The 12,724-nt window shown below is 36.3% G+C and carries 14 protein-coding genes, 1 tRNA gene and 1 pseudogene; 6 read left to right on the top strand and 10 right to left on the bottom strand.

Going from position 1 to position 12,724, the window contains the following annotated elements:
• Positions 1 to 31: 31 nt before the first annotated feature.
• Positions 32 to 247 carry a cold-shock protein gene (locus tag NQ782_RS03190; RefSeq protein ID WP_000072673.1) on the bottom strand — a complete coding sequence of 72 codons (216 nt, stop codon included), beginning with the start codon at positions 245 to 247 and terminating at the stop codon, positions 32 to 34.
• Positions 248 to 757: 510 nt separating this feature from the next.
• Between NQ782_RS03190 and NQ782_RS03185 the strand changes: the two genes are divergently transcribed.
• Positions 758 to 1,375, top strand: coding sequence for a LysE family translocator (locus tag NQ782_RS03185; RefSeq protein WP_071210594.1), 618 nt, complete (start codon positions 758 to 760; stop codon positions 1,373 to 1,375).
• A 66-nt stretch (positions 1,376 to 1,441) separates the two neighbouring features.
• On the opposite strand, the gene NQ782_RS03180 is transcribed toward NQ782_RS03185, so the two are convergent.
• Both NQ782_RS03180 and NQ782_RS03175 read right to left on the bottom strand, forming a co-directional pair.
• On the bottom strand, positions 1,442 to 1,987 hold the full coding sequence (locus NQ782_RS03180) for a glycoside hydrolase family 108 protein (RefSeq protein ID WP_001019685.1): 546 nt from the start codon (positions 1,985 to 1,987) through the stop codon (positions 1,442 to 1,444).
• Positions 1,988 to 2,024: 37 nt separating this feature from the next.
• A complete protein-coding gene (locus NQ782_RS03175; RefSeq protein ID WP_000427180.1) occupies positions 2,025 to 2,414 on the bottom strand; it encodes a hypothetical protein in 390 nt (129 codons plus the stop codon).
• A 600-nt stretch (positions 2,415 to 3,014) separates the two neighbouring features.
• Between NQ782_RS03175 and NQ782_RS03170 the strand changes: the two genes are divergently transcribed.
• Positions 3,015 to 3,686, top strand: a complete 672-nt coding sequence (locus NQ782_RS03170) for a LexA family transcriptional regulator (protein WP_001185369.1) — start codon at positions 3,015 to 3,017, stop codon at positions 3,684 to 3,686.
• Between the two features lie 150 nt (positions 3,687 to 3,836).
• Here the strand turns inward: NQ782_RS03170 and NQ782_RS03165 are convergent, their stop codons facing one another.
• Positions 3,837 to 4,070 (bottom strand): transposase, encoded by a 234-nt coding sequence (locus tag NQ782_RS03165; protein ID WP_000636785.1) that lies wholly within the window; start codon positions 4,068 to 4,070, stop codon positions 3,837 to 3,839.
• Positions 4,071 to 4,243: 173 nt separating this feature from the next.
• Positions 4,244 to 4,320 (bottom strand) — tRNA-Met (locus NQ782_RS03160).
• A gap of 255 nt (positions 4,321 to 4,575) precedes the next feature.
• On the opposite strand from NQ782_RS03160, the gene xseA reads away from it, so the two are divergent.
• Entirely contained in the window at positions 4,576 to 5,838 is a 1,263-nt protein-coding gene (gene xseA, locus NQ782_RS03155; protein ID WP_057093833.1) for an exodeoxyribonuclease VII large subunit, read from the top strand.
• Complete coding sequence (gene xseB, locus NQ782_RS03150; protein WP_000998196.1) at positions 5,831 to 6,025, top strand: exodeoxyribonuclease VII small subunit; 195 nt, start codon at positions 5,831 to 5,833, stop codon at positions 6,023 to 6,025. Before xseA ends, xseB begins: the two co-directional genes overlap by 8 nt.
• Before the next feature lie 224 nt (positions 6,026 to 6,249).
• Here xseB and NQ782_RS03145 read toward each other — a convergent pair whose 3' ends face one another.
• Together NQ782_RS03145 and NQ782_RS03140 are read right to left on the bottom strand one after the other, a co-directional pair.
• On the bottom strand, positions 6,250 to 6,474 hold the full coding sequence (locus tag NQ782_RS03145; protein WP_000825869.1) for a hypothetical protein: 225 nt from the start codon (positions 6,472 to 6,474) through the stop codon (positions 6,250 to 6,252).
• A 50-nt stretch (positions 6,475 to 6,524) separates the two neighbouring features.
• Positions 6,525 to 7,119, bottom strand: a pseudogene (locus NQ782_RS03140) (LysE family translocator).
• A 441-nt stretch (positions 7,120 to 7,560) separates the two neighbouring features.
• Here NQ782_RS03140 and NQ782_RS03135 point away from each other — a divergent pair.
• Positions 7,561 to 7,890: a hypothetical protein gene (locus NQ782_RS03135; RefSeq protein WP_000980496.1), complete on the top strand. Its 330-nt coding sequence runs from the start codon at positions 7,561 to 7,563 to the stop codon at positions 7,888 to 7,890.
• A gap of 478 nt (positions 7,891 to 8,368) precedes the next feature.
• Positions 8,369 to 8,725: a four-helix bundle copper-binding protein gene (locus NQ782_RS03130; protein ID WP_057094725.1), complete on the top strand. Its 357-nt coding sequence runs from the start codon at positions 8,369 to 8,371 to the stop codon at positions 8,723 to 8,725.
• 591 nt (positions 8,726 to 9,316) lie between these two features.
• On the opposite strand, the gene NQ782_RS03125 is transcribed toward NQ782_RS03130, so the two are convergent.
• The 3 genes from NQ782_RS03125 to NQ782_RS03115 all read right to left on the bottom strand — a co-directional run bounded on the left by NQ782_RS03125 (position 9,317) and on the right by NQ782_RS03115 (position 12,701).
• Positions 9,317 to 9,724, bottom strand: a complete 408-nt coding sequence (locus NQ782_RS03125) for a GFA family protein (RefSeq protein ID WP_057093530.1) — start codon at positions 9,722 to 9,724, stop codon at positions 9,317 to 9,319.
• A 28-nt stretch (positions 9,725 to 9,752) separates the two neighbouring features.
• Complete coding sequence (cueR, locus tag NQ782_RS03120; RefSeq protein WP_001020650.1) at positions 9,753 to 10,154, bottom strand: Cu(I)-responsive transcriptional regulator; 402 nt, start codon at positions 10,152 to 10,154, stop codon at positions 9,753 to 9,755.
• A gap of 75 nt (positions 10,155 to 10,229) precedes the next feature.
• A complete protein-coding gene (locus tag NQ782_RS03115; protein ID WP_057093534.1) occupies positions 10,230 to 12,701 on the bottom strand; it encodes a heavy metal translocating P-type ATPase in 2,472 nt (823 codons plus the stop codon).
• Positions 12,702 to 12,724 lie beyond the last annotated feature (23 nt).

The following is a 12,724-nucleotide window of genomic DNA, read 5'->3' as shown; positions in this document are numbered from 1 at the left end:
AAATCGTCTAAAATCATCAAATTACTTTAGTTTAAGCATTCGTCACAATTGTGATATTCGAAGCTTGTGGGCCTTTTTTACCCTGTGTTACAGTAAACTGAACACGCTGACCTTCTAAAAGAACTTTAAAGCCTTGTGTTTGAATCTCAGAAAAATGTGCAAAAACATCTTTACCTTCATCAGTTTGAATAAAACCGAAACCTTTAGTTTCATTAAACCATTTTACTGTACCAGTAGTATTAGACATAAATTAATCCTAACTTTTAAAAACATTATCATTTATTATTGGGCAAACCAATAGAACTAAAAAATACACATTCTACTTAAATATCTAAAAATATACGGAGGATTATAAATAAAACTGCGAAAAGAGAGACTTTGGGTAACATGAATATTTTTGTAGTTAGTGTCGACTATACACGCTTCTTAACGAATTGCAATCGATATCTTAATTAATTCATTTCTTATTGAATACAAAGGTATCAAATTCTAACTTTCTAACTGATTTTCAATGATATTTAAATATAGTTTTCTAACACTGTATCTATATATTAATTAAACATATTTAATGCTTTTTAAAGCATTGGATTTTTAATTTTCAAATAAGTTAAAAATAAGATTGTGTAGGAACTTTCAAATATTATCCTATTAATTTACTTTTTTATAAATTATACATACTTGTCTGTATACATAATTCCTATTCTGCTTTAAAGTAGGCATGCAATTAACATATTGATGATAAACAGGAAGTATCAACGTGAGCGGTCTTTTAGTTTTTATAACCATTGCTTTTCTTACTTTATCAAGCCCAGGCCCAGGCGTTTTATTTACAGTAACAAATTCAATAAATTATGGTGTGAGAACAGCTTTATTTGGCATTAGTGGTTTAATTATTGGTATGTTTATTATCGCTGTGATTTCTGCAAGCGGTGTCGGACTTATTATTACTAGCAACCCTACTATCTTCACTGCTTTAAAATTTATTGGGGCCTTTTACTTAATGTACTTAGGTTATAAAAATTTTATTAAAAAATCCCCCACTCAAGACTTATTAGAAACTAAACATAATGGAAAAGGGATAAAGAAATCAAAGCTTTTCTATCAAGGGTTGTTTGCCTCACTACTTAATCCCAAAACAATTGTCTTTTTTATTGCCCTTTTCCCACAGTTTATTGATATTAAAAAAGAAATATTAAATCAGTTTTTGATTTTATCTTTAACATTCTGCTTGATCGGATTTTTAATTCATTTAGTTTATGCCAACTTTTCCTCTATATTCAAAGAGAAGATGCTTGCCGGAAATAATTTTTCTAAGCTCAATAAAGTCAGTGGTTGTATATTTTTTCTTTTAGCAGTTTTACTTATTACTCAATAAAACTATTTTATGAAAGTGAGCCAACTTGTAAGGCTATAACTCAATAGCTTTAGCAAGTTGGCTTTTTTATAAGCTGATACGATTAGCAAGCCATCCATAAAAGAATTGCTCATGCTTCGGATTTGTTTCCGTAATTTCAATATAGCGTTGGCCTTGCATAATATTAAGAAGCCGTACCAGCACTTTTTCACCTTCCTTACCACGGTTTTTAATATATTTTATTAAAGCCTGCAAAGTGGCTGGCCCATATTCACCATCTACCTTAAGGTCTACCCAGCCTTCTTTGCCCTGCCTATTCAATAAATTTAATGCACGTTGTAAAAGTGGTTTTGTGAAACTAATGCCACAATTCACACCCGTGTCGAATAACTCTTCAGCAATAAGTGCACTGATCAAATTAACTTGATCAAATCGCGGCTCAAGCCAATATTGATTCCTATAAATTTCTCTGGCTGTCTCTAACGTTAAATTCTCCATTGCACCTTGATAACCATAACTACGAGCAACGGCTTGTGTAATTCCAAATTTAGTCGCATGCCCATGATCAAGTGGATCATTTACATAGCCACCTTCGCGTTTTATTAGTGCATCTAAATATTGTTCAATATTCATAAGAGTTGTCCTCATCTTTATTAGGGCCAAACAGCTATTAGCTTTGGATATCATCTTTCGCTTTTTTTAGATCTTTCATGACTTCAACAATGGTTTTTCCTTCTTGTTTATTAATGAAATTAAATATCCACCTCACAATTGCCCAACCAGGTAAGCCACAAATAAAGAAGAATCCACCTAAAGTGATCATTCCCCATATATCTGTCACCCACTCATGTAAATTCCATTTCATGATAATGAATGAGCCACCAGTCAAGCTTGAAACAACCGTACAAATCAAACCAACGACCCATTCTTGAGGTGAACGTGGAAAGCGCATAATTAAAACTACTGCAACAACTAAGCTCACTGCTAAAGCCACCATCATGACAGTGCCATAAAGGTTAAAAGCGGCAGCTAGCCCATTTGAAGTTAAAAAATTTTCCATAATTTAATCCTGCCTAAAGTGTAATTTTTTGAAAAATAATCATGGCTACTGCTTTGTTATTTTTCATATTTTTATATCTAACTCTGCTATGTACACAGATTTAATCTAGTCGCTCTTGTTCTTTTTAAACCGCTATGAATGACATAAGCCTCAGTAAAACTGCACCGCTAGATAACCTCTCTTTTTTGACCAAAAAGTTGAGATAACAGGTTGCCGTATATCGGAAACTTTTGTGACGCATTAAATTCTTTGTTAGATTCTTCATGTTCTTGATACCCTTTATCGACGAACATTAAGCCTGATCCACGGAATCGGGCTTTTTTTATTCCATTTCTTGTTTTTAATAGTCTTTACAAACCACTCATCGACTATCGCCATTTTTATATTCTGTCGTCCAGTGAGGCAGAATAATCGTTACTTTCTTAATAAGGTATTGATAAAATTAAGAAATAAATTTCAAATAAAATATTATTTTCGTTCTATCAATATGCCCTTATAACTGATATTATAACTATAGTTATTATTAGTCAATAACTATAGTTGTTTTACTAAATATAACTTAAGTTATATATTTGTTATAAGTTAGCTGGTGCGATCATTATGGCTCTTAAAGACCGTTTAAAAGATTCAAGGATTAAAGCTAAAAAAACACAGGCAGAGGTTGCTGAAGCAGTAAAGATGTCTCAGCCTGCTTATCAAGCTTTAGAATCGGGGAAGAATTTAAAATCTGCTTTTCTTCCACTCATTGCACAGTTTTTAGGTGTAGATGCTTATTGGCTTACTACAGGAAACTCAGAAGACTCTTTTAGAGAAAGTGATGTATTTAGTCCTACTGTCGTGAATAACGATGCAGCAGACCAATATGTCTGGATCGAAGTAGTTGAAGCGAGTTTTTCTTGTGGTACAGGCGAATCAATTGAATTTCATTTTGATGCAATTAACGGAAAAATTCCTTTCCCCGCTTCATTCTTTAAAGAAAAACGTGTTGCTCAGGAATGCATGCGTATTATCAAAGCTAAGGGCGATAGTATGACCGATTACATCAAAGATGGTGATCTGGTCGGTATTGATATTTCTCAAACAGAAGTAATTGATGGTGAAATCTATGCCGTTTATTTTGCTGGTGAAGGCATGATTAAACAAATTTTTAAAGAGGCAGATGGCTCTTTAATTTTGCATAGTTTAAATGAAAAATTTAGAGACCGACGTGTCACCGAAGAGAACGGTAAAAACTTTAAGGTCATGGGGCGTCAGTTCTGGAGAGCAGGCTAATTTAGTTATTAAATATAGCTAAAGTAATAATAAGACCTTTTTCATCACTTTCGTCTTTTTATAACTTTAATTATTTAACTTCTTCTTGATATAAAAAAACCTATCTCCTTTAAAAGGGATAGGTTTTTTTGCTTTATTACCATGATTTTATCAACAATATGTATTTAAACGATAAAGTTGATTAAACCCAGCATAAAAGCTTTTTCCGTCTTGGTTTAACTCAATTTCTTCACCAGTTTGAAGCTGAATTTTCTTTCCAACCTCAACCCAACGATAACCATCAAGCGAGTTTTGCTTACGGACGTGAGGAACAATCCTCACATTAATTTCATTGCCATTTACGGCTGTGGCGATTTGCCACTCATTTACTATATTCACAATCATTCACTCATCACTGAGCTCATGTGATTTAACGGTATTTAATTAGAACGCTAGATTTAAGGTATGGACAATTCGTCTAGAATTTAATATTTAGCTTGATATAGGGTTATTTATAAGCTAATTGCTTTCCATGATTTCGTATCATGAAAAGTAGTACATCACAGAGCATAATATTTTGGATGCGGGGGTCGGATTTGAACCAACGACCTTCGGGTTATGAGCCCGACGAGCTACCAGACTGCTCCACCCCGCAATTGGAAGTAAGCTTTATACGCTTATATATTTTATAAAGCAAACTTTATTTTTTAATCGGTTGTAATTATTAAGAATTATCTTTTTATTAATTTTTCTTTTTATCCGCTCAAATTAAATAAGCCCCCTCAATTTCAATTTTAACGCTCTAAATTGTTGTATTTATTTTAAACAGAACCTGTTATTCATAGACAACAATTGCCATGCTTGGGTAGCTTTTATACTATCTAGTTTCAACCCATCATTTATAGTTTATATGTCTGATCCTCAGCTCTCTCTTAGTGAATATCTCGGTACAGTGCAGGAAGTCATACGCCTGACCTTTGACGAGCCTGTATGGGTGAGAGCGGAAATTCGGAATTTAAATGTTAAAGGTGGACATTATTATTTAGAGCTCGCAGAAAAAGATACTGACACCGACAAGGTCATTGCAAGCTGTAAAGCGACTATCTGGAAATTTTCAGCCAGTAAAATTGTTCTCAAGTTTGAACGTGAAACAGGTATTGAGTTAGCTAGTGATTTAAACGTTTTAATCAAAATTAGAGCTCGTTTCGATCCGCAATATGGATTTTCAGTCAATATTGAAGAAATAGACTCAAGTTTTACACTTGGAGAAATTGCAAAACGTTATCAACAAATTGTAGAACGTTTAACTCAAGAAGGGTTAATACATAAGAATAAACTTCTCCCTACTCCTTTTGATATTCAAAATGTATTAGTTATTGCTCCTCAAAATGCTGCGGGTTTAGGTGACTTTAAAAAGGATGCGGATGCTCTTGAGCGAAATGGGGTTTGTCATTTTGTTTATCAAAGTGCGACCTTTCAGGGAAATACGGCTGCCGTCAGTCTTATGGAGTCGTTGGCAACAGGTTTAAAACAATGGGCAAATAATTTTAACTTTCCACCCGACCTGATTGTAATTATTCGCGGGGGTGGCGCTGTAAATGACTTAGCTTACTTAAATGATTATGAGCTCGCCGCCCTCCTCTGTAAACGCAGCGTGCCGATTTGGGTCGGTATTGGACATGAAAAAGATCGTACTATCCTTGACGAGATTGCACACCGTTCGTTTGACACTCCAAGTAAAGTGATTGCGGGTATTCGCAACCATATTGTTGAACGTGTACAAGAAGCTGTAGACAACCTACAAACAATCAAACTCTTGTCACAACATCAAATTACGACCTACCAAAGTAAGAGTGATCAATATCTACAACATATTAAATCCTCTGCCCAAGCTCAGCTTAATTCAGCTCACCAGTTCCTTGAGCAGATAAAGGAACGCATTCAATTTGTTTCACAGCAACAAGTTAAATTTTCTCTATCGCAAACTGAATCTCTTATGCGAGAAATTCTTTTGCAAAACCCGAAACAAATTCAAGCAAAAGGTTATGCAATTGTAAGATCAGAAGGCAAAGCAATTCGTTCCATTCACCAAATCACTAGCTCTAGCATTACTGTTGATATGCAAGATGGAGCAATTAACGCTAATATTACCGAGGTAATTCCAAATGAATGATAAAGAACTGACTTTTAAAGAAGGTCATGACATTTTAAAGCGAAATGCCGAATTACTTGAATCTCAGGAAAGCCCGGATATTGATAATTTGATGAAGATTGTTGAAGAATCCATTGGTGCTTATAAAGCTTGCAAATCTCGCATTGAAGCAGTCCAGCAAGCTTTAGATGAAACTTTTAAAGAATAAATTTCCATAAAAAAAGCCCATTTCTACTTCTCATTGAAGAAATGGGCTTAGTGAACACCACTTAGTCCTGAAATACAAAAATGTGGATTAGGTCACATTTTTGCAGAAACATAGTCCCATAAGGACCCCTTGGTGTTCAAGATTTTAATTGTGTCTATACGTTAGTTTGCTTTTATTTTAAGCAACACTAAAACAGAAGAAAAAATCAACTTTTCTTCGCCCCTCTATAATTCATCTTCATTAAACGGGCCAACTAATTTATAAATTTTTCCATCTTTTGGATTTTCATAGAGTAAATCCATATTCGGTAGAATAATATCGTCATCAATTTCGATATGCTCTACACTTTTATACAGCTCTAATTTCTGATCGTTCGCAGGCCTAACCTTTGCTAAAGCAATACTTTCTTGGTCAAACTGATCTTTAATAACGACTTTTAATCTCTTCATGAAACAACTCCTGTATATTAAATTTTTTAATATAAATTAATTTGTTAGGTCTAAAATGAGCTAATCGCTGAATAGCCGATTGGCATGGCCAAAAAAAGTTAAAATAAATGCAGCAATACGTTGTAAGTTACGTTGATTTAACCAAGTGACTTTATTTGAGATTAATACTGTACCAAACATAATCCATAAAAAAGCAATTGGGGTAATTAAAGCTAAAAAGACAACAATGTGAATAAAATATAAATGAGGAACTTCCCACGCTGCATGGGGAAAAATCGCTGAAGCAAAAAGTAAAGCTTTCGGATTTAAAAGTGTCGCAAGAAATAAAGCTTTTGGCGTAATAAGCGGTCGGTCTAACTTAATATCTTCAGACGATGTCATCCAGAGTTTAAAAGCAAGATAGAGTATAAAGCCCGCACTCATCAGCTTTAATATGGCTGGAAGCCATGGAATGAAATGAGACACCGATTCAAGTAAAACACCCCATGAGGTAATTGCGATCAGGTAACCTATGACCTCTGCCGGAATCAACTTAAGAGAATGCTTTACCCCTGCTTGTATGCCAGCCGAGGCTAATAATGTATTTGTTGGTCCTGGAGTCAACAAAATAGTGACTACAAGTCCAATAAATAAAAATGACACCATAGGCAAAAAACTCTATTGATTACGCTAGGCGAAATATGTCAAAAACAATCCTGTATTGTCGACAAAATCGTTGTAACAAGAAATATTACAAATATTTTTTATTTTTTAAAATCAAATTATTAATAAAAAATGAACTCAAGCTTCACTATAAATTATTCAATTTTAAATTTGCAAAATACGTCACATAAATTTTAAAAAAACCAAATTTAAGTTAAAAATAGACTTAATTTATCTATAAAAATGAAGTGGTTATTTTTGTATCTTTTTTAGACAAATTCTCACGTTTTTCATCCCACAAAAAAGAAAAATTACAGAGCTTGAAATTATCAAATTGATCAATATATATACACATGAAAATCGTGATTTTACTGAATAGATGTATCATTCCCATCAATTCATTGATCGCCGCTTTCATCGAATTAAATAGTTGATGGAGGATGCATGATGAATGCTTATGTACGCCCTCATCCCGATGGTTTTAAATCTTATTTAGGAAAGGATCAGAAAACCGGCCTCTATACAGTACGGGTTGGTTGGACAGTATATGAAACCAATGCCAATGTTTCAGTTTTGTATATTGTTAAAGAGGAAAGTAAGATTCCACTGGATGTAGAAAAGTTTAAAACTGACCGACCTAAAATCTATGATGCGCTTTTAAATGAAGTGCAATTTCAACGCAGAAAACAATTGGCTATTGATCTTCAAAAGTCCAATATTCCCTCTTATGATCGTAAAGCCTACAAAAAGCGCCGCGGCTTTACAGGTTCTTAATTTAATCCACCCATAGTCAAGTCATACAGAAAAAGCACCCGTGGGTGCTTCTTCTTTATCGACCAGTTGCAATTAATACAAACAAACTCAGTATTAAAGTGCTTAATGATCGTTTGCAGTGTACGTGGACTTCATGCTCAGCTCCGTGAGCGTACTGTTCAATGTTTTCCATTACGTGTGCCCTTAAAGTTCACACTGATAATTTGCCTAATTTTCATACATTAAAAAATTAGCCAAAAGTATTATATCCAAACAAATTTTATTTTTTGTTTTTAGGTATCTCTTCTTAAGGTTTTACTGTCTTTTTAGAATTTAGCTAACAAAGTACCTGTAACATTCTTATACGAGGTTAATCTCGTATTGAGCATTTGTAGATCTTTCATTTCAAAGTGCCCGATAGGAAAAATGATTTTATAAAATGAAAAAAGATAACAATATTCGGTTTTTTAATAATGCCTTTCAAAAGGAGAATATTAAAATGAATAACTCACAAGAACCAAATCAATCTCTGTTTAATCAAGCATCTACTTCTATTCAAGCCTGCATTGAATGTATGTTTGCTTGTAAGCATTGTGCCTCTGCATGTTTACAAGAAGAGCATGTGCATATGATGCGTGAGTGCATCAAACACTGCTTAACCTGTGTAGAAACCTGTCAGTTATGCACATCTTTAGAATTAAGACATTCCGAACTTGCTGAACAAGCCATGCAGTTATGTGCTAATGCATGTCAACTATGTGCAGCTGAGTGTAGTAAACACGAACATGAGCATTGCCAGGTTTGTGCAAAAGCATGTTTAGCGTGTGCTCAAGCTTGTCAGGCATATCGTGCTTAATTTTTAGACGTGCTTAGAAACCTACGACCTATTACGTTCGTAGGTTTTTAAACTTTATAAAACAAAGAATTAAATTTTTAGATCAGATGAGTCATTACTTTTTTAGGCATAAAAAAAACCCGCATCTTGGGGAAAATGCAGGCTCTTAGATCTCCCACAACGACCATGAGTTCATTATTAAGCTTGAACTTTAAACCGTTAACTAAATGTACCCTTAATAAAAATAAATTGCAATACAGAATAGTCTGTATATTTGAAATATTTTATTATTTTTACATTACTTTTTCTTAAATAGTTTAAAAACATAAGCTATCCCACACTTAGAAATAACTTTTCATAGGCATTAAAAAAGCCCGTTTCACGGGCTTTTCTGCAACGTTGAGCACTCAAAAAATGTATCTATCCATTTTTATTTGCTCTTTGCTAGCTGTTTATAAGGTCTTATCGTATCTTTTGCCCTGTCCCAAGTTTCCCTGTGGATCGAGGAGATATTACGATTACCTTAAGTACATTTATAGCACATTATTTATTCATGGCTAGTGCTGTTCACGTTTTTTTACAAATGAATAAAATACTTCAAACCTTCATATTTCAAGGGTTTTCGACGCCATTTGGGTACTGGCGAGCCGTATCACAAATTGGATACCACTTCACTTGTGAATTGACAAAAGCATGAGAGATGACTGGCGTCGATATTTCTTCATTAATGAGCCCTACCCTTAAACGCACCACATCAGGTTTATCTAAACGTTCACTCCAGACAGGTGAACCACAAGTTTTACAGAACACTCTCTTTTTATTAGGCGATGCAAAATACGCTTGCAAAAGATTTTCACCCTGTACAATCTCTAAATCGCTTTTTTGTACTTGAGTGGTGGCCGCAAAAGCAGCTCCTTGTGCTTTTTGGCATTGCTTACAATGACAGACCATGATGGGTTCTAATTCGGCATTAATACGAAGTTGAATCCCATTACAAAGACAAGAAGCTGTATAAGCCATGATTTTTCCTTTTTTATTTTTATAAGGTTTAACTTACCCCTACACCTTTTTCAATGTGGTCTAAAATCGCACACGAAGCCTGTTGGTCACCACAGCAATCATCAGCTGAAGCCTGCAAAATATTAACCATTTCCTGTAAATGAGCAATTTTTTGCTTTAATTCGGCAATGTGTTTTACGGTTAAAGCTTTCACCTCTGCACTATGCCGATCTGTATTTTTCCAAAGCGAAATAAGCTCTTTCATCTGTTCAGATGAAAAACCTAACTCTCTGGCATGTTTTAAAAAGTTTAAAGTTTTAAGGTCTGTTTCTGAATAAATACGATAGCCAGAAGCAGAACGCTGAGCTGCTTCAAGTAAACCGATTTCTTCATAGTAGCGAATCATTTTCGCTGAAATGCCCGAATGTTTGGATGCCTGACCGATATTCATCTCACACCTCAAATATTAAATTTGGTTTAAGACCTGCTGTCATGATCTTAAACCAAAAGTTGATTTTCAGCACGCTTACTGTACTGGCGCATGAAAGCGTTTTAAGCGTAACGCATTGCCTAAAACAAAGACCGAAGAAAGTGCCATCGCGCCTGCTGCAAACATAGGTGAAAGTAATACACCAAATGCTGGATATAGCGCACCTGCTGCAATTGGAATCAGCGCAACGTTATATACAAATGCCCAGAACAGGTTTTGGCGTATGTTTCGCATAGTTGCTTTACTTAGCGCAATTGCGTTCGGTACGCCTTTTAAACTACCTGACATCAGCACCACATCGGCAGCTTCAATCGCAACATCAGTTCCTGTACCAATGGCTAAGCCCACGTCCGCTTGTGCCAAGGCTGGCGCATCGTTAATGCCATCACCTACAAAAGCTAAGCGACCATACTGTTTTTGCAATTGGCGAACTGTGTCCACTTTGCCTTCGGGTAAAACCTCTGCCACAACTTCATCAATGTTCAGCTTTTTGGCAATCGCTTGCGCCGTATGACGGTTGTCTCCTGTAATCATGGCCACTTTGAGACCTAATTTATGTAAGGCTTCAATCGCAGCATAGGTTGTTTCTTTAATTGGGTCTGCCACGGCAATAATTGCTGCAAGTTGCTGGTCAATGGCAACATAGAGTGGTGTTTTGCCTTCTTCACCTAACTGAGCAGCAATCGCTTGGAATGAGCTGGTGTCTAAACCAAGTTGGTGCATATAACGGTCTGCGCCAATTTGTACTTTTTGGCCTGAAACTTCCGCTTCAATACCTGAACCTGTAATCGAGTTAAATGCTGTTACTGGTAATAAGTTTAGGCCTTCGCTTTCTGCTGCTTGAACAATCGCAAGGGCAATTGGGTGTTCAGATTTGGCTTCAACAGAGGCAACTAAAGTCAACACTTGTTTACGTTCAAAACCTGATTGCACATTAAAGTCTGTCAGTGTCGGTTTGCCTTCGGTGAGTGTACCGGTTTTATCAACGGCAACGACCTGTGCTTCTTGTAAAAGCTGCAAAGCTTCACCTTTACGGAACAAGACACCTAACTGGGCACCACGTCCAGTACCGACCATAATAGAAGTTGGTGTTGCAAGCCCCATCGCACAAGGACAAGCAATAATCAGTACCGCAACAGCATTCACCAAGCCAAAAGTTAGCGCAGGCTCTGGTCCCCAAATAAACCAAACCAAGAAAGTAATTGCAGCAATTAACATGACTACAGGCACAAACCACATAGTGACTTTATCGACTAAGCCCTGAATCGGAAGTTTAGAACCTTGGGCTTGTTCAACCATGCGAATAATTTGTGAAAGTACAGATGAAGAACCAACGGCGGTTGCCCGAATGTTTAGAGTACCGTTTTGATTGACTGTACCCCCAACTACTTGTTGCCCTATTATTTTTTCAACAGGAACAGGCTCACCCGTAATCATAGATTCATCAATATAGCTGTGCCCTTCAACCACCTCACCATCGACTGGCACACGCTCACCCGGACGAATTTCTACAATAGTTCCACTGACCACTTCAGCAACAGCAACTTCAACCACTTTACCATCACGTTGAATACGGGCTGTTTTTGGCTGCATTCCTACTAAATGTTGAATCGCTTGCGAAGTACGTCCTTTAGCTTTTGCTTCAAAATAACGTCCGAGTAAAATTAAACTGACAATTACAGCAGCCGCTTCAAAGTAAACATTGACCGTGCCTTGTGGTAATACCTGCGGCATAAAGGTTGCCACGACTGAGAAACTGTAGGCAGCTAAAGTTCCAACAGCGACCAGCGAGTTCATATCTGGCGCCAAACGCCATAAGGCTGGAATCCCTTTTTGGTAAAAACGGCGACCAGGAAAAACGAGTATTAATGTGGTCAAAACAAACTGTAAAAGCCAGCTATTGTATTGACCAATGGTATGCATGACCCACATGTGAAAAGCTGGAATGAGATGTGAACCCATTTCCAAAATAAACACAGGTAAGGCCAACACAATCGAAATGATCAAATCTTTTTTAAGCTGGTCTAACTCTGACGCTTTTTTATCGAGTTGCTCATCTTGATTTTTTTCAGATGCTTTCGCGTCATAACCTGCTTTTTTAACAGCACGAATTAAGTCTTCAACATTGACTGATGCATCTGCTTGTACCCAAGCCTGCTCTGTTGCTAAGTTGACAGTTGCCTCTTGAACACCGTCTACTTTTTTGAGGGCTTTTTCAACACGTGCAACACAAGATGCACAGGTCATGCCCTCAATAGACAACTCCACTGGTGCAGCTTTTGGAACATCATAACCCGCACGTTCAACTGCTTTAACCAGTGCTTCGCGCTGAATCGGTTGATTTGAATAAACAACGGCCTTTTCTGTTGCCAAATTAACGTTGGCAATCTCTACATTTTCAACTTTCTTAAGTGCTTTTTCGACACGTCCTACACAGGAGGCACAAGTCATGCCCTCAATTGAGAGTGTTTCACTATATGCTGGCAATTTTGTGGTTTTTGAGTCCATCAAACACCTCTGCAAATCTGCAA

The organism is Acinetobacter sp. BD54 (genome assembly GCF_044778325.1).
GTDB classification, from domain to species: Bacteria; Pseudomonadota; Gammaproteobacteria; order Pseudomonadales; family Moraxellaceae; genus Acinetobacter; species Acinetobacter baumannii.
The sequence above is the reverse complement of the archived record's forward strand: the minus strand, read 5'-3'. Positions and strand labels throughout refer to the sequence as shown.

Coding starts and splice junctions, on each gene's coding strand:
- xseB (WP_000998196.1), top strand. CDS start 5,831: ATGAATGATAAAGAACTGACTTTTAAAGAAGGTCATGACATTTTAAAG.
- NQ782_RS03190 (WP_000072673.1), bottom strand. CDS start 247: ATGTCTAATACTACTGGTACAGTAAAATGGTTTAATGAAACTAAAGGT.
- NQ782_RS03135 (WP_000980496.1), top strand. CDS start 7,561: ATGATGAATGCTTATGTACGCCCTCATCCCGATGGTTTTAAATCTTAT.
- xseA (WP_057093833.1), top strand. CDS start 4,576: ATGTCTGATCCTCAGCTCTCTCTTAGTGAATATCTCGGTACAGTGCAG.
- NQ782_RS03125 (WP_057093530.1), bottom strand. CDS start 9,724: ATGGCTTATACAGCTTCTTGTCTTTGTAATGGGATTCAACTTCGTATT.
- NQ782_RS03145 (WP_000825869.1), bottom strand. CDS start 6,474: ATGAAGAGATTAAAAGTCGTTATTAAAGATCAGTTTGACCAAGAAAGT.
- NQ782_RS03165 (WP_000636785.1), bottom strand. CDS start 4,070: ATGATTGTGAATATAGTAAATGAGTGGCAAATCGCCACAGCCGTAAAT.
- NQ782_RS03115 (WP_057093534.1), bottom strand. CDS start 12,701: ATGGACTCAAAAACCACAAAATTGCCAGCATATAGTGAAACACTCTCA.
- cueR (WP_001020650.1), bottom strand. CDS start 10,154: ATGAATATCGGTCAGGCATCCAAACATTCGGGCATTTCAGCGAAAATG.
- NQ782_RS03180 (WP_001019685.1), bottom strand. CDS start 1,987: ATGAATATTGAACAATATTTAGATGCACTAATAAAACGCGAAGGTGGC.
- NQ782_RS03175 (WP_000427180.1), bottom strand. CDS start 2,414: ATGGAAAATTTTTTAACTTCAAATGGGCTAGCTGCCGCTTTTAACCTT.
- NQ782_RS03130 (WP_057094725.1), top strand. CDS start 8,369: ATGAATAACTCACAAGAACCAAATCAATCTCTGTTTAATCAAGCATCT.
- NQ782_RS03170 (WP_001185369.1), top strand. CDS start 3,015: ATGGCTCTTAAAGACCGTTTAAAAGATTCAAGGATTAAAGCTAAAAAA.